The following is a 21,224-nucleotide window of genomic DNA, read 5'->3' as shown; positions in this document are numbered from 1 at the left end:
CCTTACCCCTCAAAAAGAGAGGCTACCCCTCCAAAAAGAAGAGGCACGGGATCAAATTGGCATTTGACATAGTGCACGCTGTTGAGTTCTCAAGAATCGGACGCTTCTCGTTTCCGGCCTAGTAGACCATCTCCCGAGAGCAACCTCTCTAACCTACATCAGGTTCGGAACCTTGTCAACTTGAGCTGTGCGAGATTCGCAATTGCTACTGGACATTCCTGGCCGTGATGTTGAGTTATGCGCTCTTCCTCCTGGCCGGTTTCCCTGCCGCTCGGAAGCAACCTGTGTAACTTACCCGCGTTTCGATCCGGAGGTCAAACTATCCAGCAACCCGGGCGTGTCGCGATCACCGAGAGCCTCGGTGTCCGTAGCCGCACGAGCCGAAACCTTGACCAGCTCGGCCTACGTGACCAGGCCGTGGCGAGCGAAAGCGTTGTAGATGCCATCCTCCAGCACCGGTGTGGTGACCTCGTCGGCAAGCTTCTGCAGTTCGGGGTCGGCATTTCCCATCGCGATCCCGACGCCGCAGACGTCGAACATCTCGACATCGTTCCAGCTGTCGCCGATACCGATGGCGTCAGCACGGTCCAGCCCAAGATGATCGAGGACTTTCTCGATGGCTGCCCCCTTCGTGGTGCCGGGGAGCCCAACCTCTCCGTCGGAACCGCCGGGAAGCGGCATGCTCCCGCGCACAATGTGGAATCGATCACCGAATTCGGCCTTCGCCCGCTCAACGGCACCCGCCTCCTCGGTGAAGAACACCGCCTTCGCGATCTCAGCAAGCGGAGCTTCTTCGATCGGCTCAGCGGAGAAGCCACCCTGCGGCGACGTCTGCGGTTCGACCTTGCCGACCTGAGCCGCCGCCAAGTGCTGCTTGATCGCCGCCCGAGTTGTGGCAGGCGCATAGACCCGCTTGTCGCTCTGCAGCATGTAGTGGAGGTCGTGCTTCTTGAAGTGAGCGATGAGGGCATCGAGCTCGGTCGAGGGCATCGTCTCCTCATGCACGCGGACGCCCCCCGCATCCGCGAAGGCTCCCCCGTTCGTCACCGCACCGTCGAACCCGATGTCGAGGACCGCCTCAGGAATGTGCCCTGCAGCTCGACCAGTGCACAGGTAGACCAGGTGCCCAGCAGCTCGAGCCTCATGGACTGCCCGCACCGTTGAGGGAGCGATCTGCCGCCCGTGGTCGAGGATCGTGCCGTCGACGTCAAGGAAAGCGATCTTGGGACTGGACAAGCGATCTGGCATGTGACCTCACGTTGAATCGGCAGTGCGGGGGCACTGATCCGTCAAGCCTATGCCGTGCGCCTTTCAGCGAGATTGCCGGTGATGGTCGCTGTCGCAGGTGCCGACGGATGCACGAAACCCCGGCCGCGAGCTTGGCTCGAACCGGGGTTTCATGTTGCGGACCCGAAGGGCCGGCTCCAAAGGCCCGAAGGGCCATCTTGGCGGACCCCGGAGGGCCATCTTGGCGGACCCCGGAGGGCCATCTTGGCGGACCCCGAAGGGCCATCTTGGCGGAGACGAGGGGATTTGAACCCCTGGTCCCCTCAAAGGGGACTCCACCTTAGCAGGGTGGTGCACTCGGCCGGACTATGCGACGTCTCCAAGACTCACCTATCGTAGCGGGTCGCGAGCAAAGTTCCGAACCGAGCGTGCAAAATCGCGGGAGACGTCCACATCGACGCCGCGCACGCCCGCTACGGGCGCCGCTTCTGCGACTTCAGGTTGAAAGATCCACCACGTGCAACTCAGCTCCAGCCTCGGTCCTCGGACCAGAATCCTCTCGACGTTGAGGCAGCTCTCCAGCATCGTCATCGAGCTCCTCATCGTGGTGCTCGCCGCTTCGTTCATCGGCAACTTCGTGGCGGGTGGCGAGAACTTCCTGTTCCTTCTGCCCGCCTGGGCTCTGCTGAGCACGATCTACATCGTCGGCGGTGGCGTCACGCTCTTCCTTGCTTCGCGTCGCGACACACGTCGGCCAGCGGCCCTCCTTCCACGTGGGCTCGCCTCCGTTTCCCGAGCGTTGTCATGGGTCATGCCGATCTGCGCGGCACTCGTGGGCATCTTCGCCGCGGCGCTGCTCGTGCTGAGCCGCGGTTTCGATGTCCACGAGCTGATGTCTGAGGTGGAGACCCCCGGCCCCGTCGACGAGGAAGCCCTCCGAATGGTGTTCACGCAGCTGCTCATCGTGCTGCCCGGAGTGGCGATTGTCATCTCCTGGTTCATGCTGCAGATCGCCTACGCGAACATCTATCGGCACGTCGACGAGGCGCACTCCGACGAGCAAGGGCTCGATTTCCCACGCGCGTCTAGCGAGGACCGCGCTCCAACGCCGCTCGACTACCTGTACTTCTCGTTTACCGTGGGCTCTTCGTTCGCGGCATCGGACGTGACGGTGCAGTCGCAGCGCATCCGATGGCTGGTGCTTGTCCACAACGTGCTCAGCTACTTCTACAACGCAGGTGTCGTCGCCATCGCGATCACGACACTCACAAGCCTGACGGTGTAGGCGAAGGTTCCGGTCAGCTATCCGAACAGGGTCGTCGGGTTCGAGCACGATTCCTGATCCGCGGCCTGACCAGCGAACGTCGGTGCGGGTGTCGCCGCTGGAGCATTCGGGTCGACCGGCGCATCCGTCGCCGCATCCTCGCCAGCTCCTCCATCGCCGGTGCCGTCCTCGCCAACCGCGCCGTCCTCGCCAGTCGGAGCCCCAGCCACCGTGAGCGGCTGGTCGGCCGCGAGCAGGTCCCACATCCGGGTCGCCTCAGGCTCGAGCGGCATGACCCGCGCACCGTCGTAGTCGGCCGTCGGAAGCTGCACAAACGAGATCTTCGCCAAGTCGACCTGGTTGAGCGCAGAGGCCATCCCCATCAGCGTGGGAATCTCGGCGAGCGACTTCGTCATGGTCATGTTGCGCGTCGCCGCCTGCCCAAGACCGTAGAGCTTGCCCGCGTCGGTGAGCGTTCCCGCGCTCTTCACCTCGCGGATGAGCGACGAGAGGAACACCTGCTGGTTCGCGATGCGCTGCAGGTCGCTGCCACCGACGCCGTGACGGGTGCGGAGGAACTTCAGCGCATCCTCGCCCTGCAACGAGTAGTTGCCCGGCTGCAGATAGAGCCCGACGTAGTCGTCGCTGATCTCGTTGGCGACGCACACGTCCACGCCGCCAACGGCGTTCGACATCTCGATGACGCCGAGGAACTTCACCATCGCCGCGTACGGAATGTCGAGCCCGCTCATCGCCTCGACGGTCTCCACCACGCAGCCCATGCCGCCCTCGCCGAGGATGCTGTTCATCGGCACCTCGAAGCGCTCCTCCATCTGCACCCCCTGGTCGTTGGTGCAGGCCGGCTGATCCACCATCGTGTCTCGCGGAATGCTGACGACGGATGCGTGCGTGCGGTCCGCCGAAACGTGCAGCAGCATGTTGACGTCGTTGAGGACGCCGGACGCGTCCTCGTCGCCCTCGCCGAACGCGGCGCCCTGGCCCGTGCGGTCGTCGCTGCCGACCAGCAGCACATTGAAACCGCCCTCGATCTCGTCGAACGCGATGGGAGGGTTGTCCCCACCCGGGTCTGGCAGCACATCGAGGTTGCCGATGAGGCCGGCAAGCGCGATACCGCCGACCGAGAGCACGCTGACGAGCACGACCGAAAGCGCAACCAGCGCGCCCTTGCCGAGCGAACCCGCCGCTGTGGTGACCGGCAGCCGCCCGTGCTGGGCGACACCGCCGCGTGCATCCGGGTGCAGAATGCCATCGTCACCGGCTCGGTCGAAGCGCTGAGCGCTGCTTCCCCCTCGTCGAGAAGTCGTCACAGGTGCGGGCCTCCCCCGGAGCGTACGTCGAGTTCGTCAGCATAGGCCGCGCGAACCTGGATCACCTGACCATGCACCGGCAGCACCTGGTGCTGACGCTTCACACTCAGAACAGCGAGGTGCTCGCGTTGGAGCAGGACTCTTCATCGGCGCGCTGGCCGGCGAGCGTCGGCTGCGGCGCTGCCGACGTCGGCAGCGTTTCAACGGGGAGCCCCGTGGCGGGGTCGACGGGGATCCCGGTTGCGGGGTCGATCGGGAAGCCCGTGGCCGGGTCGATCTGCCAGCCAGTTGCCGGGTCAATGTTTACCGTCGCGTTCGGATCGGCGGGAGTCTCGGTCGGTTCGGGAGCGCCCGCAACCTCCAGCGACTGGTCGGTGCGCAGCAGCTCCCACATGGCCGTCGCGTCCGGCTCGAGCGGCTGCACGCGCGCAGAGTCGTACGCCGCGGTTGGCAGCTGCACGAACGTGATCTTGTCGAGCGGCACCTGCGAGAGCGCCATCGCCATGCTGACGAGCGTGTTCGGGTCGGTGAGCGAGCTCGACATGGTCATGTTCTGCGTCGCCGCGACGCCGAGACCGTAGAGCTTGACAGGGTTCGTGAGCGTGCCAGCGCTCTTCACCTCTCGGATGAGAGACGACAGGAACACCTGCTGGTTCGCGATGCGGGTCAGGTCGCTGCCGTCTCCGACGCCGTGGCGGGTGCGGAGGAACTTCAGCGCATCCTCACCCTGCAGCGTGTAGTTGCCTGGCTGCAGGTACAGGCCGACGTAGTCGTCGCTGATCTCGTTCGCGACGCAGACCTCGACGCCGCCGACGGCGTTCGACATTTCGATGACGCCGCGGAACTTCACCATCGCCGCGTACGGGATCTCGATTCCGCTCATCGCCTCGACCGTCGACACGACGCAGTTCATGCCGCCCTCGCCGAGGATGCTGTTCATGGGGACCTCGAAGGCCTCATCCATGGCGACGCCCTGGTCGTTGGTGCAAGCGGGCTGGTTCACGATCGTGTCGCGCGGGATGCTGACGACGGATGCGCTCGAGCGATCCTCGGCGATGTGCAGGAGCATGTTGACGTCGTTGAGCACACCGTCCGCGTCCGCTTCGCCCTCACCGAACTCGGCGCCCTGGCCCGTTCGGTCGTCGCTGCCGACCAGCAGCACATTGATGCCGCCTTCGATCTCAGCGAAGCTCGCGGGCTCCTCGGTACCCGACGGGTCGGCGATGTCGAAGGTCGTGACCTTCGCCTGCAGGTTGATCCAGGCGAGCGCCCCCACGAACATGACGCTGACAAGAGCGACGCACAGGGCGATCGTTCCCGTCTTCACGACGGAGTTCGTCGGCGTCATGACGTGCAGCTTGCCGTGGCGGGCCGATGTGGCCTTCGGCGCCTCGTCTCTGACACCCTGGCCCGGGACGAAGCCGCGACGTGCGCGGGAAGGTCCGGAGTGCGTCACAGGCGGGGTTCCTCACGTCAGGGGCTTGGTGGCGGAGGGCGTGGGATTCGAACCCACGAGACATTGCTGCCCACTGGTTTTCAAGACCAGCTCCATCGGCCGCTCGGACAGCCCTCCAGATTTGCTCACAACGATTCAGTATCGTTTTCGAGCTTGTCGCGTGTCCATGGTAACCGAAAGTGAAATGTCTGGTTACCGGGGTACGCGTTGCGGCCTTACGGCCATCGCCCCGACCTCACGAACGCTGACGTGAGTACTGACGAGCCGGCTTCCCTGACAGAGCCAGCAAGGACAGGATATCCAGAGCCGTGAACGCGAGGGTAGTGCTGAACCTGATTTCCTCGTCGCCAGCCCACCAACCCCCGAACTGCACGGCGATGGACGCGGTCGCGTAGAGGAGCAGCGTGATGCGCGCCCAATTCACTCCGCGGAGCACCAGCACCCCAAAGAGGAAGGACGTCAGCACGATGACCCCACCGACGACCATGGTCGCGATCCACACGGGCTCGGAGAGGGCCGCCGCGTCCGCCTCCGCGACGTCGAACTCCTTGAGCACCTCGTGCATCCCGTCTGGTCCGACCAGCGCCAGGACACCGAAGAACAGCAGTGCGAGCAACCCGCGCCCGAAGACGACGAGCGCTCCGAAGGTCGTCGTGATCGGCCGGCCATGCCTGCGAACCTCCTCGCCAACCGAGACCTCGATCGGGTTCGAGGTGCTCATCGCCTCGAAGGCGGCGCGCTTCCTCGTCGAACGCTCATGCGGCTCGTGCGGCTCGTGCTCAGCCTGGACTGCGCCCGGGGCACCCGCTGCGCCGCCGTCCCGTGTTGCGCCGCCGTCCCGTGTTGCGACGCCGTCCCTTGCTGCGACGCCGAGCGGCTGCAGCACGGGAGCGGAGACACTCACCGGCGCATCCGCTGTGCTCGGCAGCTGCAGCACCGGCAGGTTGCCGTCGGTGCGAATCGAGTCGCCGCCGCCGTTGCGCGAGTGGTAGCCGGTCGAGAAGTCCTTGAGCACGGAGACCGACGCCGCCGGGGTGCCCTCGAGCACCGTCGCGACGATGTGGTCACGCTCGATGTCGGTGTCCGCGTCGATCTTGTGCGTCACCTGCAGCGTGAAGAGCGAGAAGCCGACGGCCCGATCGAAGGTGCCGGCCGCGAGCCAGTCGACCCTCGTGCCACCGGGCAGCAGCCAGTCTTCCGGGCACTTCCAGAAGCGCACGTGGTGCCGCTTCGCGGGGTTCCCCTCGACCTCCTGCTGGTAGGCGAAGTCCTGCTGCCTGCCGAACAGGAACAGCGGGCTCACCGGCGCCTCGTGGTAGCTGCGGCGGGTGACCGTCGAGGAGATGATGCCGAGGCTCGTGCGCAGGGAGATGTCGTCGGCGCGCGTCCATCCGGCAGCCAGCATGGCCTCGTGCAGCTCGGCCTCGTGCCCGAGCAGCCCGAGGTTGATGGGGTCGCCCAGCAAGCCATCGCTGGTGCGCGCCCTGCCGATGAAGTAGTCGGGAACGTACACGGTCGTCAGAATGCGGTGGATGCGCGGCAGCACCAGGTAGGCCAGCAGCCCCCAGAAGAAGACGAGCAGCAGGATGCCCCACCAGCCGACCTGCAGCGAGTCGTCGGCCACCAGCACAGCAAGCCAGATCGCGGCCAGGCCCGCGAACACGAAGAAGAAGCCGTCGAGCGACTGCCCGAGCGCCGCAAGCGGTCGCCGCCTCCGAGGCACGTCAACGGTCATGACCGTACCTAAGAGAGCCTGCTGAGCGCCGCGCCGAGGCCGTCGTGCGCGAAGTCCGGCGCGAGCACCGTACCCGCGTCGATGACCTCCTGCGGAGCGTCGCCCATCGCGATCGCTGTGCCGCCCTTTGACGCCCACTGCAGCATCTCGATGTCGTTGCGGCCGTCGCCCGCGACGACAACCCGCTCCATTGGGATCCCGAGCTCGCGTCGCACGCGCTCGAGGGCCGTGCCCTTGTTGACCCCGTCTGGGGCGATGTCCAGCCAAGCGGTCCAGCCGACCGAATAGCTCACCTCGTGCAGACCAAGACGCTCGATAACCGCCGTGAACTCCTCGATCGAGTGGTCGGGGGAGATGACAACCAGTCGCGTCGCCTCGGCGTTCAGCAGCTGCTCGAAGGGAACCTCCTGGCCGCGCGCCTCGAAGCTGCCGTCGGGGAAGCGGCCGCTGTACTTGAACACGCCCTGCGGGTCCTCGACCGCGAACATGGCGTTCTCGAGCGCACCCCGGAGGCTGACCAGCACCTCTGTGGGGTCGAACGTCTCAATCCAACGCGTCGCGTAGCCACCCTGCGCGACGGCGTCGCGCTCGAGCGTCATCGCGCCGTTCGCCGAGACATGGAACTGCGAGTCGAGGCCGAGCCGCTCCGCGATGGGTCGCGTGTCCGCCCAGCTGCGCCCCGTTGCGAGCATGACCTCGTGCCCCTCGGACTGCAGGCGACGAACCTGCTCGAACGTCGCATCTGGAATCGTGCCGTCGATGCCGAGGATCGTGCCGTCGATGTCGAGCGCGACGAGCATCCGCTCGCCCGCAGGGCCAGCCTCGGTCAGGCGCTCCCCGCTCACGCGACGGACTCCATGACCTCGAGCCCACCCAGGTACGGGCGAAGCGGCTCGGGAATGAGCACCGAGCCATCCGCGCGCTGGTGCGTTTCGAGCAGAGCAACCAGCCAGCGAGTTGTCGCCAGCGTGCCGTTGAGGGTCGCGACCGGTGTCGTCTTGCCAGACTCGGTGCGGTGACGGGTCGACAGGCGACGCGCCTGGTAGGTCGTGCAGTTCGAGGTCGACGTGAGCTCGCGGTACGCGTCCTGGGTCGGCACCCACGCCTCCACGTCGAACTTGCGAGCGGCCGACGAGCCCAGGTCACCCGCGGCCGTGTCGATGACGCGGTAGCTCAGGCCGAGCGACTGCAGCACTTCTTCCTGCCAGCCGAGGAGGCGCTTGTGTTCTGCCTCCGCGTCCTCCGGCTTCGCGTAGACGAACATCTCGAGCTTGTTGAACTGATGCACGCGGATGATGCCGCGGGTGTCCTTGCCGTGCGAACCAGCCTCGCGGCGGTAGCAGGTCGACCACCCTGCGTAGCGCAGCGGCGCAGCCTCGAGGTCGAGGATCTCGTCGGAGTGGTAGCCCGCGAGCGCCACCTCGCTTGTGCCGGTCAGGTACAGGTCGTCGTCCTGCAGGTGGTAGACCTCGTCGGCGTGCTCACCGAGGAAGCCCGTCCCGCGCATGATCTCGGGCTTCACGAGCGTCGGCGTCGTGAGCATGACAAAGCCATTGCGAATCGCGACGTCGAGCGCGTACATCATGAGGGCAAGCTCCAGGCGGGCCCCGATGCCGCGGAGGAAATAGAAGCGCGCGCCGGAGACCTTCGCCCCGCGCTGCATGTCGATCGCGCCGAGCAGCTCACCGAGCTCGAGGTGGTCGCGTGGTTCGAAATCGAACGCCGGGCGCTCGCCGACCGTCTTGAGCACCTCGAAGTTCTCTTCGCCACCGGCGGGCACCCCGTCGATGACCAGATTCTGGATGCGCCCGATCGCCGCGTCAGCGGCTGCGCTCGCCTCATTCGCCGCCTGGCTTGCCGCCTTCACGGTTGCGGCGAGCTCCTTGACCGACGCGAGGATCGCCGGCTTCTCCTCCTTGCTGGCCTTCGCGACCAGCTTCGAAGCGGCGTTCTGCTCAGCACGCAGGCGCTCGAACTCGGAGATCGCCGCCCTGCGCGCCGCATCCGCCTCGAGGGCCACGTCGACCGTCGCCGGGTCGTTGCCGCGCGAGATCTGCGAGCGCTTGAGGAGGTCGGGCTGGTCACGGAGAAGCTGGGCGTCGATCACAGTCCAAGCCTAGCTGGCAAGGGTGACGCGGGCGGGGGCAGAGTTCGTCGCGGACGTTCACCAGGACTGACCTAGGCTCACTCCATGCCGCAAACCGCCCGACAGGGATCAGACAAGCTCGCCGCCATCGTCGTCAATCCAGTGAAGGTCGACACGGAAGCGCTGCGCACAGCCGTCACCGAGAGCGCCGAACGGTACGGCTGGCCTGAACCCCTCTGGTTCGAGACGACCGTCGAGGACCCTGGCGCGGGCCAGACAAAGGAAGCGATCGCGCAGGGCGCGACCATGGTCATCGCCGCCGGGGGCGATGGCACGGTCAGGCTCGTCGCCGAGACCCTCGCAGGCAGCGACGTCGCGCTCGGAGTCGTCCCTGGGGGCACCGGCAACCTCCTCGCCCGCAACATCGGCATCGAAGTCGCGGGAGGCATGACGGACACGGTCTCGGAGATGATGCAGAACGCATCCACACTCCTGCCGGGCGCGAAGCCTTCCACCCTGCCCATGACAACCCTCGCCCGCGCCGTGGAAGTCGCCTTCGGCGGGGTGGATGCGCGCATCGACCTCGGCTGGGCTTCCGTGGAGCGCGAGGACAAGACCCGCGAGCGCATGGCCTTCACCGTATTGGGCGGTGTGGGCGTCGACGCCGGCATGATCGCCAACACGTCAGAGGACCTGAAGAAGAAAGTCGGCTGGGTCGCCTACCTCGGCGGCATCGCCCGGTCCGTGGCTAACGGCCCCAACTTCCATCTGCGCCTGCGCATCGACGGCAAGACGCACGCGCGCTCGCTGCGGGCCGCCACCGTCATGGTCGGCAACTGCGGGCTCATGCCCGGTGGCCTGCACCTCCTGCCAGACGCGGAGATCGACGACGGCCGACTCGACCTCGCCATCATGCGTCCCAACGGGCTCATCGGCTGGCTGCAGATCTACGGACGCATCGTCGTGCAGTCCGGGATCATGCGACGCACCGACGTCGGCAGGCGCATCCTGCTGCAGGGCCGCAAGCGCGTGCGCGCGCTCACGTACGCGCAGGTCGAGGAGGTCACGTTCAGGCTCGACTCCGGCCCCGAGGAGTTCGAGGTCGACGGCGACGCGGCCGGGCAGATCACTGCGGCCCGCATCTGGATCGAGCCCGCCAGCCTCACGGTGCGCACACCCAAGCCGATGCCCGAGAACGAGGGACTCCGCACGCTCGCACGACGGCTGGGGCTCACGCCGAACGAGACCGCACCGAAACCGCTCGACGCCTCCTGAAAGCGACACGCCGAAGGCACACACCGGGACAACCTTGGCAATGAGCGGATAACTTCATCGACTCCAGGCCGCGTCAGCCTTGACCGTGAGCCGTTGCGTGGATCAGAATGCTACTTATCACTCTGTAGACTCATGAGTAGCAGCAATCCAGTATTTGGGGCATGGTCGGTGAACTCCAGCGAAGCGTGGGCAACAACATCCGTCGAATTCGACTCTCACGAGGCATCAGTCAAGAGGCCCTCGGCGCAGTGGTCGGGCTGCATCGCACCTACGTCGGCGGCGTGGAGCGAGGCGAGCGGAACATCACGCTGCAGACGCTCGAAGGCATGGCCGAGTTGCTCGGAGTGCCAGCCATGGACCTCCTCGTCGGCACCGCGCCGGCAACCCCAGCTCCGCAATCCAGCCCATAACGCGGCGGCTCAGCGGCTCCAATGTCGGCGGTCGGCGGTACCTTGCTCTCGCAGGGCAACACACATCGATCTGTGCCGGATCGCGTTGCCTCGCAACCGCTGACTCGCGAGGACCTGGAGCAACATGATGCAACCCACCGGCACAAGCCCCTGCCCGAACTGGTGCATCTCACTGCACCTCGACGGAGACACGTTGCATCACGGGGAGACTCTCGCACTGCAACTCACCCGACGTCCGACTCAGGGGGAGCGGCGATTCCGGCCCGACTTGCCCGCCATGCCCATAACCCTCGAACTCGTCACGCACCAGGATGCAGGTGAGACCACCCCGTGGATCGCGGTACTGCACGAGGGCACACCGGTGCTCGACCTCGCGGCGGGAAGCGCCTCGAGCCTTGGCGATGCCTTGCAGGGGTTCGCGGCCGACACTGCCATTTGACACATGCCCGTGAACTCACACGAGCGGGCCAGAGCACGACCAAGCACAGCACCGCGAAGCCAGAGGCAGCACCCCTGGCTCAGGGCGTCCTCAGGCTTGAGGGTGACAGGCCACCCGAATCGCTCAAGAGCCGCTCGGGCCAGTCCCCCCGGGACGTTCCTCGTCTTCCGCCGCCTCCGCGTGAGCGCGCCTGCGCATCCACACGACGAACGCTATGAGCAGGGCGACGATGAGCGCAGACAGCACCGCGATCGTGACAACCGCCGCCCTCGGGACCGACTGATCGATCGCCTCCTGCGCGTCGACCCGATCGGACGTCTGCCCTGGCGAAACGGACTCCTGCCCTGGCGAAGCGGTTGTCAGCGGCACCACCGTGACGCCGAGCATCAAACCAGCGAGCGCGCATCCCTCGGCGAGATCGAGGGTGGCACAGCTTTGTGCATCAGGCGCCACCTCTTCGAGGTTGAGCGACAGCAGATGCGTGTACTCGCGCACCATCGCCTGCTCGAGTTCGAGGCCACCCGCGCTCGCCGCGTTCACCTCAAGCGTCCAGGATGCTGGGTGGGAGTCGTCCGCCTCTCTCGCCTCGATCGCGTGGGCGTGCGCCTGCTCCCACGGAAGGAGTGGCACGACGAGAACGGCCACGAGGAAGAGACCCGCGGAACGCGCGTGCGAGTAGAGACGGTGGCGAGTGGCAGACGTCACGACTGTCGGTTCTCCAGACATGGCTGGCACGTTCCGTGCACAGAAGAGCGGCCCACCCCTGTTCGAGGTAGGCCGCTCAGTCTCTCAGACCGGGGTATGCCGGACCTGAGCCTGCGTGTGGTTAGGCGTCCTGCTTGCGCTTCTTCTGCGCCAGGAGCAGCACGGTGCCGGCGAGCAGCACCGAGCCTGCGATGCCGAACGCAAGCGTCGCGTCGAACTCTCCACCGGTGGTCGCGAGCGTGTCGTCGCCAACAGCAACCGCGGTCTCAGTCGGCGTGGCCGACGTCGACGCGGAGGCAGATGCGGAAGGCGTGACCGTGATGGTTGTACCCGGCGTGGATGTTGCGGTCGCCGTGGGCTCGGCCGTTGCCGTTGACGTTGGCTCAGCGGTTGCGGTCGGCTCCGTCGTCGCAGTCGCAGTCGGCTCCGTCGTTGCGGTCGCAGTCGGCTCGGTCGTTGCGGTTGCGGTCGGCTCGGTTGTTGCAGTCGCAGTCGGCTCCGTCGTTGCAGTCGCAGTGGGCTCCGTCGTCGCGGTGGCCGTCGGCTCCGTCGTCGCAGTCGCAGTCGGCTCCGTCGTTGCAGTTGGGGTCGCCGTGGCGGTCGGCGTTGCCGTGGCAGTCGGCGTCGCGGTCGGCGCAACATCGAACCCGAGAGCGATGCGAATGTTCTTGCGCAGCTCGAGCTGCTCCGCGTCGGTCCACAGGAACTCGAACTTGTCGGCGAGCACCGTGTCACCGGTGGGCTGCACGTCCGTGACGACAAACGCCGCCCATGTCTCCGCGTAGTCCTCGACGATGTTCATCGCTGCGTAATTGCTCACGTAGTCGGACTCGTGGGTCGCGTACCAGGCATCGGCGACATCCCAGTCGTAGTTGTCCTGCGGAGGTGCCGCGTCGCCGTATGGCTCCCAGAAGTTCTCGTAGAAGCCGAGGATCTGCGAGTCAGGCTGCGGGCAGCCCTCCCAGAGCTCAAGCTTCAGGCACGAGGCGTACGTGAGGTCGACCTCTTCCGTGTTCAGCGACAGCACGTGAGCGAACTCATGGATGAGCGTCTCGGTGAGCAGGTCCTTGTCGGACCCCCAAGCCAGGTTCACCTTGAGCTGCCACTTCGACGGGTCGGAGACGTCCTGATTGACCGAAGCGGCGACGTTGCTGCTGGAGTCCGTGTACGTCTCGTAAGTCGACATGTGCTGGTTGATGAACTCAGGTGTCGCGATCTTGACGTAGATCTCCCAGACGGCGGCCTCTTCAGCTGTGACTCCCGCCGGAAGCTCAGCTCCCGGCTGGATGACGTAGTCGCGAACCGGCATCGTGGAGCGAGAGAGATGCGAGCGGCTGTCGTCGCCGTGACGCGAGGGGGCCGCAACAGGCTCCGTGCGCGTCCCGGTGAGGTCCTCGCTCGGAGTGTCTGCGAGCGCAGGCGCCGAGCCGAGACCGGTGGAGATGGCGACGAGTCCACCGACGATGCCGATGGATGCAAGCGTCTTGCGGATACCGCCACGAGCGGACTGCGAGCGCGAGCCCGTCTCCGACTCAAGCTGTTCGAGCTGCTTCTTCAAGCGTGGGCCCCTTCGTTGGTTACAGGTCGTCTCAGTACTGCGAGGCGCTGCTTCGCGAGGGCCAGCCAGGGAAACGGGCGGGCATCCTCGCACCGCGACGCCGAGGCGGATTCCCGCCACCCCACCAGAAGTGCTCCACTGAAGCCGGGGGCTCAGTAGCACGAACAGGTGGGAATCAGCAAAGTGCTCGTCCAACGTAACAGGACCGTGACCTTTTTCAACAGGTAAATTCCGGGTACTTCTCCCCTGGCGCAGAGGCAGATGTTGCGGTACGCCGACGGGCGCGACGCGACAATGATGGCCTCAGGTCGACGTCAACCAGGAATGTCGTCGGTCAGTTCCCCTGTGTCCAGACAGACAACAACCGCCACGCGCGGTCGTCGCCCCGTCTGCGCCGGACCGGCGCCAGACCAGACGCCGACAGCGCCAGGCGCCTCGGCGAGAGCCTGCTCGAGGTGCTCAAACGTTGAGCGGCGAAGCCAGCGGAGACCGACGATCAGCTGCGAAGCGAGCTCAGCCAGTTGACGGCCTCGCCGAAGTGCTCATCACCCCACCGAGCGTCGACGACAACCGGCTTCCGGTCGGCCCGCGGGTACGAGCCGAGGAAGATCACGTGCGGGCTGAACCTGCGAAGCCCGAGCAGCGCATCCGCCACACGCGCGTCATCGATGTGCCCGTCGAGGTCGAGCACAAAGCGATACGAGCCGATGCGGTCGGGCAGGGGGCGCGAGGTGATCATCGAGAGGTTCACGCCACGCGTCGCGAACTGCTCGAGCATGACCATGAGTGAGCCGGGGAACTCCTCAGGCAGTTCAACGATGAGGCTCGTCTTGTCAGCCCCCGTCCTGGCAGGCAGCTCGCGGCTGAGGCTCACGAGGGCGAACCGCGTGCGCGCAGTCTGATTGTCCTGGATGCTCTCGCCAAGCACCGAAACATCGAAACGATCCTGCACTCCGTGCGGAGCAATTGCGGCGTCGATGTCGCCGCGCTCGTCGAACAGCGCGTTGACGCTCGAGATATTCGAGTTCGCCGCGACGTGCTCATGCCCAGGAATGTTGAGGTGAAGCCACCTGCGGCACTGCCCGTACGCCACGGGATGCGCCGAGACGGTGCGCACATCCTCGAGCCGTGTGCCGGGCCGCACGACCAGACTGAACGAGATCGATACCTCGTACTCGCCCGCGATACGCAGCCCCGGAATCGTGGCGAGCGCATCCTGAGACGCCGTAACGCCGCCCTCGATGCTGTTCTCGATCGCGATCATGGCCGCCACGCTGCGCCCCGACGTGACGTCCGCGAGCGCCTCGCCGACATTGCTCACCGGGCGCCAGATCTGCCCACGCGCGGCCGCAACCTGACTGAGCGCCGCTTCCGTGAAGGTGCCAGCCGGCCCGAGGTAGGAGTAGGTCTCTTGCTCATCTGGCACGGCGCTGGCTTCGGTCATGGAGATCAGCCTATGCCGATGCATGAGTTCCTCCCCACGAGACACCTCACGGTGCCAGACTGTGGACATGCACGATCGCGCTGGCAGCCTCGCCCTTGAATCTGACCTCATCGATCTCGACGCACTCATTGCTGCGTACGCCGAGAAGATCCCCGACCCCGCCGTATCGACGCAGCGCGTCGCGTTCGGCACGAGCGGCCACCGCGGCTCGAGTCTCAACTCCTCGTTCAACGAGACGCACATCCTCGCCATCACGCAGGCCATCGTCGAGTACCGGGCGGAGCAGGGCATCACCGGACCGCTGTTCATCGGCCGCGACACGCACGGCCTCAGCGAGCCGGCAGAGCGCAGCGCCCTCGAGGTGCTCGTCGGGAACGGGGTCACCGTCCTCGCCGACCTCGACGACGAGTGGGTCCCCACCCCGGCGCTCTCGCACGCGATCATCCGCTACAACGCCGACCCTGCCCACACCGAGCAGGCAGACGGCATTGTCGTGACCCCCAGCCACAACCCGCCCCAGGACGGTGGCTTCAAGTACAACCCCCCTCACGGCGGGCCGGCCGACAGCGATGCGACGGGCTGGATCGCGAACCGCGCGAACGAGCTCATCGAGGCTGGCCTCGAGGGCGTGAAGCGCGGCACCCCGGACGAGACGAACGTGGGCCGCCACGACTTCAAGGGCGACTATGTGCGCGACCTGAAGAACATCATCGACGTCGACGCCATCAAGCGCGAGGGCGTGCGCATCGGCGCAGACCCCCTCGGCGGCGCGAGCGTGCGCTACTGGCAGGCCATCGCAGACGAATACGACCTCGACCTGACCGTCGTCAACCCAGACGTGGACGCCCGCTGGCCGTTCATGACGCTCGACTGGGACGGCAAAATCCGCATGGACCCGTCGTCGCAGTCCGCCATGGCCTCAGTGCTCGCACGCCGACACGACTACGACATCCTCACGGGCAACGACGCCGACGCCGACCGCCACGGCATCGTCACCCCAGACGCTGGGCTCATGAATCCCAACCACTACCTGGCCGTCGCCATCGACTACCTGTGCGCGAACCGTCCCGAGTGGTCGGAGACCGCGGGCATCGGGAAGACGCTCGTGTCGAGCACGATGATCGACTTCGTCGCCGCCTCGCTCGGACGCACGCTCGTCGAGGTGCCCGTCGGGTTCAAGTGGTTCGTGCCAGGCCTCATCGACGGGTCCATCGTCTTCGGCGGAGAAGAGTCTGCCGGGGCGTCGTTCCTCCGCAAGGACGGCACCGTCTGGACCACCGACAAGGACGGCATCCTGCTTGCTCTCCTCGCCGCCGAGATCATCGCCGTCACCGGCAAGACGCCGTCGCAACGCTACGAGGAGCTCGTCGCCGAATTCGGTCGCCCCGCGTACGAGCGCGTCGACGCGCCAGCGTCGCCGGCCCAGAAGGCCGTGCTCGGCAAGCTCGACGGCGACGCCATCTCCGCCGTGGAGGTCGCTGGCGACCCCATCACGGCACGCCTCAGCCACGCGCCTGGCAACGGAGCGGCTATCGGCGGGGTGAAGGTCACGACCGAGAACGCGTGGTTCGCTGCCCGCCCATCCGGCACCGAGGACGTCTACAAGATCTACGCAGAGTCGTTCAAGGGCCCAGAGCACCTGAAGCTCGTGCAGGCGGAGGCCAAGGCCATCGTCGACGCGGCGCTCGGCTCCTAGCCGGCGTCTGCGCCGAAACGTCAGAGAGGGCTGCGCGGCCCGGAACGCAGCCGCTGCCAGTCAGATGGCCCCTACGGCAGTGCCGGAGGGGCCATCTGACTGGCAGCGTTGGCCGCGGAGAGCCGCGGGAAGCTACTGGCCTTCCGCGGGGGTCGGGTTGGTCGCGCTGAGTCGACCAGCCTGGCCGATTCCCGCCGAGTACTCGACACTCACGATGTCGCCTGAGGCGTTGAAGCACGTCAGACCAGTCTCGAAGGTGATCTCGCACACGAACTCGCCGAGCGCCACCGGCGAGTTATAGGGCTGCACGACAGCGCCCTCAAGCGGGATGTCTTCCGTCAGGCAGGGGAACGTGTAGCCGTTGGAGTCGAGGCCGACCACGACTCCCGTCGCACCCGCCTCGCACACCTGATCCGGGACTGCGAAGTCCACCGTGTACTGCTGGCAGGCGACACCGGTCTCCGGGGTGATCTGGCAGCGGATATTGCCCGTCTCGCTCGTGAAGGAGACGGGGGCGAAGTTGGGGTCGGCGACCGCGGCAGGCGCGGCCGGTTCCGCTGGGGTGGTCTGCTCCGCCGCGGTCTCGCTTGCGGACGGCTCGCCGCCAGCGACCGGGTCGTCCCGGTTCGCTCCGACGACGTTGCCGATCATGATCGCCGAGAGAATGAGCAGGATCGATCCGACCACCGAGAGCGCGATGACGCCAAGGCGGCGGCGGTTTCGGTTGTCGAGGCCACGAACGGCCGCGCCCACGCGTCCCCCACCGCCCCCGCTTCCTCCGCCAAGTGCCGCGCCGACCCGGTCGAACGGGTTACTCCCGGACGGCTGCAGGTCGGGCTCGGCGCTGACCGGCCCCGACGCCGCCGGTGCTGTTGTCCTCGATGGGGCACCAGCTAGCGCGTCTGGCGCTTCGGAGGCCGGCGCCGGTCGGCGGGGTGCACGAGGCGCACGAGTTCCGGCGGAAGCTGGCACCGAAGGCTGCTGGACTGAGTCCTCTTCGTCGAACCAGCTGGAGAGCAGCTCCCTCGCAGGGTCCTGCTCGGCCTGGCCATCCTGAGCCGCGGCCTGGCCGCCCGGAGCTGCAGCTGGTTCACCCTGCGACCTCGCCGGTGCGGCGAAGTCCGGGGCAGAAGATACGGCGGCACCAGACGCCGCGCCCGCAACTCCAGCACCAACCCCGCGTCCGCGGTTGGCGGCGAAGCCCTGATCTTGGCTGAATTCCTCGCCGAGGGCCGGCCCAGTGTCCTGCCTCGGCAGGGCGCGGGTCGCAGGCTCGGCCTCGGGCGCGCTTGGTGCCTGAGGTGCCTGTGCGGCGGGATTTTGAGCGCCTGCCTGAGCGCCCGCGGGCTGAGCAGGAGACACGCCGGGGGCAGAGGTGGCCGAGGCGTCGCCGGCTGCGCCGAACAGATCGGCCGCATCCCGTCTCTCGGAATCGCGCGCTTGCCCGAAGCTCTCACGCTTGCGGGGCGGGAGGGGGACGATGCCTGTCTGCTCGAAATCGCGCGACACGATAGGGCGGTCGGAATCGTCGAGGACGCTGCCGTCGCTGCGCTCGCCAGCAAGAAGCTCGTCGAAGGCGCTGCTCGCGGCAGGTGCCGCTCGGGGCGGTTCGCCAGGCACAACCGCCGGTCCACTGGGGAAGACAGGAGCCGCGGATGCGCCACGGAACGGGTCGCCAGTCGCGGGCATGGGCGGCGGCGACGGGACGACTCGGGGCGTTGGCGCCACGGGCGGTTCCGCACGGAACGAGGGAATCCTGGGTGCCCCTTGCTCCGGTGCCTGCGGTTGCACGGCGGGATTCGCCTCGACCGATCCGTCTGCTTCCGCGCGCGCGTTCGCTGCGGGTGCGGCGTCGGTCCGCTCAGGCGGCCGTCCAAACTGCGGTGCCGCTGCCGCGTTGGCGTCCGGGGCCTGGTTCGAAGAGCTGGATGCGACGGGCGCAGGGGCCGCGGGAGCCTCCGGCGAGGGGTCTCCCGTGCCCTCGAGCTCGGAGAACCAGTTCGGCACCTGCCCTCGGGTCTCGTCCTCGCTGCCAGACGGCATCCCGGCTGGGGCAGCTGACCGGCTCGGCGGGGTGTTCATGGGGAGCACATCGAACTCGGTCGTCGGCGGCTCGAACGCAAACGCGTCTCGCACAGGGCCTGTCGCGTTCGGAGAGACCGGCGCGTCCGCCTGCTGAGCAGAGGTCCCTGCGGCTGGCTGCTCGACAGGTGCTTCCGGCTCGGCGGGAGCAACGGGGGTGCGCGGCCGCGCGGGAGCTGGCGGGATGACGGCCTCTGGGGTGACGACGTTGCGTTCGCCTGTCGCGCGGAGGTCTGGGTTGAAGCGGCGACGCGAGCGGAGGAACGACTGCGGCTCCGGGGCCGCCCCTTCAGCTTCGCCGTCGCCGTCGACGTCGTCAGCTTCAGGGGCGCTCGGCGACGCAGCCTTCGGCCGGTAGCGCGCGAAGAAGTCATCGCCATCGCTGGGGGGCGCTACCTGCTGCGCCTCCTCGCGTGCGCGCCCGACGACCTCGGACGGAGGAGTGGGCGCTGAGGCGTTCCAGCGGAACCCGCCCGCACCGATGTCAGCGGGGCGGCGCGGGGCGGCGTTGCTGCCGTCACCCTCCGAGGCGCGAGGGCGCCCGGCCGTCAGCTTGGTACCGCACTCGGCGCAGAATCTCTGTCCGACCTGCGCTTCGGCACCACACGTTGGGCACGTTGCCATCTCGACCTCCTGGTCTTGGAGTTCTTCTGCGTTCAAAGCTCTGGCAGAACTCTACCGAGCCTCACCGTTTCAGTAGCCTGGCGCCGCGGGAGCGCCGAGGAATTCCTCGTACGTGGTGACGCCTGCCGCCTGCATCGCGGCCGACGTGTCCGTGCCGACGTAGCGGTAGTGCCACGGCTCGAACTCGTATCCGGTGGTAGCTGTCGCACCGTCCGGGAAGCGCAGGATGAACCCGAAGCGGTGCGCGTTCGCAGCCAGCCATTGGCCTCCAGCTGTCGCCGCGAAGCACTGCTCGAGCACGCATCCCTCGCCCTGCGAGGAGATGTCGGCGGCGAGCCCCGTCTGGTGCTCGCTGTAGCCGGGGCGCGCGGAGGTCAGATCGGCCGCTTCCTGCCCGAGGTCGGCGACGTAGCCGTTGTAGAGCTCGGTCTGCAGACCGTAGTCGCGGTACCCGCTTGTCATGTCGAGGGTCAGTCCGGCCTCGGCGCTCGCTGCGGCGAACATCGTCTGCACGGCGGTCGCCGCCTCGGAGCGGAGCGAGTGCCCGTTCGCCGAGGGGACCCCGATGTCCGACATCGCGACGAGATCAGCGGGCGCGTAGTCGGCTGGTGCGAGCGGCGTCTTCTTGTTCACGAGCACGGTCACGCTGTTGGGGTCCGTGATATTGAGCGCGCTTGCCGGCGGCTGCGTCTCAGTCGGCGTCGGCTCGGCCGTCTGCGTTGGCTCAGGCGTCTGCGTTGGCGTGGGCGTGCTGGTGGGAGTCGCAGGCGTGGATGTGGATGCGATGGTCGGCACGTTCGCGTCGCCGTTCGACGCCGCCGTCACGGCCCAGTAGATGAAGCCACCGCCGAGGAGGACCACAACCGCGAGGGCTGCCGCCGCGATCTTGCGGTTGCGGCGCACGCGCGGCGAGGCTCGGCGTTTGGTGCGCCCGTCGCGCTCAGCACGACGTCCCTCGTCATCCGGCGTTTGGGCCTGCTGCTCCTCAGTCACCGGTCAACCCTTGCACAGGCTCGGGCGGGGCTCTCCGGGGCTGGCCGAGTAGGGCGCACACTGAGACTGGCTCGAACGCGGCGAATGCTGAGCTGTTTGCCCGCGGCGCGGCGTACCCTCTGCCCATGTCAAACTCCGTTCAGCATCAGCAGGACCGTTCTCGCTTCGCCCTCAACGACGGCGACGGCACCGAGCTCGGCTACCTGAGCTACGTCACGACGGCCGACGCGATCGTCATCGACCACACGGTTGTCGACCCCGCCTACCAGGGGCAGGGCCTCGCGGCCGTGCTGACGGATGCGGCGCTCACGACCCTCGGCGAGCAGTCGGCCCTCACGATCGTCCCGCAGTGCCCGTACGTCGCCGCGTTCATCCGCAAGCACCCAGAGTTCCAGCCGCTCACCACCCGCTGACCGCGCGCTGCGCCGGTCCCGCCGCCCCGCATCCGCGAAGGAACGAGACGCGGGGGACTGCCCGCCAGCCGCTCAGCCAAGCCCAGCCCAGCCAGGCGGCGGCGGCGGCGGCGGCGGCAAGAGTCAGCCAGAAGCAGGCTCCCGCACGCCGCAACCTGCATCTGGCCCACTTATCCGCGTCGGCAAGCGGACATGAGGGCGAGCAGGCAGGACCGGAGACCCGGCGCCAGCGCATCCCCACCCCCGGCGCCAGCCAGACAGCCAGCTCAGGCAGCCCAGCCAGCTCAGCCAGCTCAGCCAGCTCAGCCGGCAGCCACAAACAAGAGTCAGCCAGTTACAGGCTCCCGCACGCCGCAACCTGCATCTGGCCCACTTATCCGCGTCGGCAAACGGACATGAGGGCGAGCAGGCAGGACCGGAGACCCGGCGCCAGCGCATCCCCACCCCCGGCGCCAGCCAGACAGCCAGCTCAGGCAGCCCAGCCAGCTC

17 protein-coding genes and 2 tRNA genes are annotated in these 21,224 nt (G+C 67.2%); 6 read left to right on the top strand and 13 right to left on the bottom strand.

Features of this window, described 5'->3' with window-relative positions; genetic code table 11:
- Nucleotides 1-402: 402 nt before the first annotated feature.
- Both C5B85_RS18590 and C5B85_RS18585 read right to left on the bottom strand, forming a co-directional pair.
- On the bottom strand, nucleotides 403-1,248 hold the full coding sequence (locus C5B85_RS18590; protein ID WP_104287498.1) for a Cof-type HAD-IIB family hydrolase: 846 nt from the start codon (nucleotides 1,246-1,248) through the stop codon (nucleotides 403-405).
- 267 nt (nucleotides 1,249-1,515) lie between these two features.
- Nucleotides 1,516-1,608: transfer RNA gene (locus C5B85_RS18585), tRNA-Ser, on the bottom strand.
- A gap of 136 nt (nucleotides 1,609-1,744) precedes the next feature.
- On the opposite strand from C5B85_RS18585, the gene C5B85_RS18580 reads away from it, so the two are divergent.
- Complete coding sequence (locus C5B85_RS18580; RefSeq protein WP_181064508.1) at nucleotides 1,745-2,512, top strand: DUF1345 domain-containing protein; 768 nt, start codon at nucleotides 1,745-1,747, stop codon at nucleotides 2,510-2,512.
- Between the two features lie 17 nt (nucleotides 2,513-2,529).
- Here C5B85_RS18580 and C5B85_RS18575 read toward each other — a convergent pair whose 3' ends face one another.
- From C5B85_RS18575 to serS, 6 genes are all read right to left on the bottom strand, one after another.
- On the bottom strand, nucleotides 2,530-3,819 hold the full coding sequence (locus tag C5B85_RS18575; protein ID WP_104287496.1) for an LCP family protein: 1,290 nt from the start codon (nucleotides 3,817-3,819) through the stop codon (nucleotides 2,530-2,532).
- 106 nt (nucleotides 3,820-3,925) lie between these two features.
- The gene (locus tag C5B85_RS18570) at nucleotides 3,926-5,275 is read right to left on the bottom strand and encodes an LCP family protein (RefSeq protein ID WP_104287495.1); all 1,350 of its coding nucleotides are present in this window, start codon (nucleotides 5,273-5,275) and stop codon (nucleotides 3,926-3,928) included.
- A gap of 29 nt (nucleotides 5,276-5,304) precedes the next feature.
- Nucleotides 5,305-5,392 (bottom strand) — tRNA-Ser (locus C5B85_RS18565).
- A gap of 118 nt (nucleotides 5,393-5,510) precedes the next feature.
- Nucleotides 5,511-7,010, bottom strand: coding sequence for an LssY C-terminal domain-containing protein (locus tag C5B85_RS18560; RefSeq protein WP_104287494.1), 1,500 nt, complete (start codon nucleotides 7,008-7,010; stop codon nucleotides 5,511-5,513).
- An 8-nt stretch (nucleotides 7,011-7,018) separates the two neighbouring features.
- Entirely contained in the window at nucleotides 7,019-7,855 is an 837-nt protein-coding gene (locus C5B85_RS18555) for an HAD family hydrolase (RefSeq protein WP_258070907.1), read from the bottom strand.
- Nucleotides 7,852-9,117, bottom strand: coding sequence for a serine--tRNA ligase (gene serS / locus C5B85_RS18550; RefSeq protein ID WP_104287493.1), 1,266 nt, complete (start codon nucleotides 9,115-9,117; stop codon nucleotides 7,852-7,854). The genes C5B85_RS18555 and serS overlap by 4 nt, the downstream gene beginning before the upstream one ends.
- 84 nt (nucleotides 9,118-9,201) lie before the next feature.
- Here serS and C5B85_RS18545 point away from each other — a divergent pair, with 84 nt between their 5' ends.
- From C5B85_RS18545 to C5B85_RS18535, 3 genes are all read left to right on the top strand, one after another.
- Nucleotides 9,202-10,371 carry a diacylglycerol kinase family protein gene (locus C5B85_RS18545; RefSeq protein ID WP_104287492.1) on the top strand — a complete coding sequence of 390 codons (1,170 nt, stop codon included), beginning with the start codon at nucleotides 9,202-9,204 and terminating at the stop codon, nucleotides 10,369-10,371.
- Nucleotides 10,372-10,532: 161 nt separating this feature from the next.
- Nucleotides 10,533-10,781, top strand: a complete 249-nt coding sequence (locus C5B85_RS18540; RefSeq protein ID WP_104287491.1) for a helix-turn-helix domain-containing protein — start codon at nucleotides 10,533-10,535, stop codon at nucleotides 10,779-10,781.
- A gap of 124 nt (nucleotides 10,782-10,905) precedes the next feature.
- Nucleotides 10,906-11,220 carry a DUF6907 domain-containing protein gene (locus C5B85_RS18535; RefSeq protein WP_104287490.1) on the top strand — a complete coding sequence of 105 codons (315 nt, stop codon included), beginning with the start codon at nucleotides 10,906-10,908 and terminating at the stop codon, nucleotides 11,218-11,220.
- Between the two features lie 123 nt (nucleotides 11,221-11,343).
- Here the strand turns inward: C5B85_RS18535 and C5B85_RS18530 are convergent, their stop codons facing one another.
- The 3 genes from C5B85_RS18530 to pheA all read right to left on the bottom strand — a co-directional run bounded on the left by C5B85_RS18530 (nucleotide 11,344) and on the right by pheA (nucleotide 14,927).
- On the bottom strand, nucleotides 11,344-11,925 hold the full coding sequence (locus C5B85_RS18530) for a hypothetical protein (RefSeq protein WP_104287489.1): 582 nt from the start codon (nucleotides 11,923-11,925) through the stop codon (nucleotides 11,344-11,346).
- A gap of 121 nt (nucleotides 11,926-12,046) precedes the next feature.
- Nucleotides 12,047-13,483 carry a hypothetical protein gene (locus C5B85_RS18525; protein WP_104287488.1) on the bottom strand — a complete coding sequence of 479 codons (1,437 nt, stop codon included), beginning with the start codon at nucleotides 13,481-13,483 and terminating at the stop codon, nucleotides 12,047-12,049.
- A 496-nt stretch (nucleotides 13,484-13,979) separates the two neighbouring features.
- Nucleotides 13,980-14,927 (bottom strand): prephenate dehydratase, encoded by a 948-nt coding sequence (pheA, locus tag C5B85_RS18520; RefSeq protein ID WP_104287487.1) that lies wholly within the window; start codon nucleotides 14,925-14,927, stop codon nucleotides 13,980-13,982.
- 67 nt (nucleotides 14,928-14,994) lie between these two features.
- Between pheA and pgm the strand changes: the two genes are divergently transcribed.
- Entirely contained in the window at nucleotides 14,995-16,623 is a 1,629-nt protein-coding gene (pgm, locus tag C5B85_RS18515) for a phosphoglucomutase (alpha-D-glucose-1,6-bisphosphate-dependent) (RefSeq protein ID WP_104287501.1), read from the top strand.
- 132 nt (nucleotides 16,624-16,755) lie between these two features.
- Here pgm and C5B85_RS18510 read toward each other — a convergent pair whose 3' ends face one another.
- Entirely contained in the window at nucleotides 16,756-19,329 is a 2,574-nt protein-coding gene (locus tag C5B85_RS18510) for a zinc ribbon domain-containing protein (protein WP_146078031.1), read from the bottom strand.
- Nucleotides 19,330-19,398: 69 nt separating this feature from the next.
- Complete coding sequence (locus C5B85_RS19330; RefSeq protein WP_181064507.1) at nucleotides 19,399-20,322, bottom strand: M15 family metallopeptidase; 924 nt, start codon at nucleotides 20,320-20,322, stop codon at nucleotides 19,399-19,401.
- 125 nt (nucleotides 20,323-20,447) lie between these two features.
- Here C5B85_RS19330 and C5B85_RS18495 point away from each other — a divergent pair, with 125 nt between their 5' ends.
- On the top strand, nucleotides 20,448-20,735 hold the full coding sequence (locus C5B85_RS18495) for a GNAT family N-acetyltransferase (protein WP_104287484.1): 288 nt from the start codon (nucleotides 20,448-20,450) through the stop codon (nucleotides 20,733-20,735).
- The last annotated feature ends 489 nt before the right edge of the window (nucleotides 20,736-21,224 follow it).

The sequence above is a fragment of the Pseudoclavibacter sp. AY1F1 genome, assembly GCF_002931075.1.
Classification (GTDB): domain Bacteria; phylum Actinomycetota; class Actinomycetes; order Actinomycetales; family Microbacteriaceae; genus Pseudoclavibacter.
The sequence above is the reverse complement of the archived record's forward strand: the minus strand, read 5'-3'. Positions and strand labels throughout refer to the sequence as shown.

Coding starts and splice junctions, on each gene's coding strand:
- C5B85_RS18590 (WP_104287498.1), bottom strand. CDS start 1,248: ATGCCAGATCGCTTGTCCAGTCCCAAGATCGCTTTCCTTGACGTCGAC.
- C5B85_RS18545 (WP_104287492.1), top strand. CDS start 9,202: ATGCCGCAAACCGCCCGACAGGGATCAGACAAGCTCGCCGCCATCGTC.
- C5B85_RS18540 (WP_104287491.1), top strand. CDS start 10,533: ATGGTCGGTGAACTCCAGCGAAGCGTGGGCAACAACATCCGTCGAATT.
- C5B85_RS18495 (WP_104287484.1), top strand. CDS start 20,448: ATGTCAAACTCCGTTCAGCATCAGCAGGACCGTTCTCGCTTCGCCCTC.
- C5B85_RS18535 (WP_104287490.1), top strand. CDS start 10,906: ATGATGCAACCCACCGGCACAAGCCCCTGCCCGAACTGGTGCATCTCA.
- C5B85_RS18560 (WP_104287494.1), bottom strand. CDS start 7,010: ATGACCGTTGACGTGCCTCGGAGGCGGCGACCGCTTGCGGCGCTCGGG.
- C5B85_RS18510 (WP_146078031.1), bottom strand. CDS start 19,329: ATGGCAACGTGCCCAACGTGTGGTGCCGAAGCGCAGGTCGGACAGAGA.
- pheA (WP_104287487.1), bottom strand. CDS start 14,927: ATGACCGAAGCCAGCGCCGTGCCAGATGAGCAAGAGACCTACTCCTAC.
- pgm (WP_104287501.1), top strand. CDS start 14,995: ATGCACGATCGCGCTGGCAGCCTCGCCCTTGAATCTGACCTCATCGAT.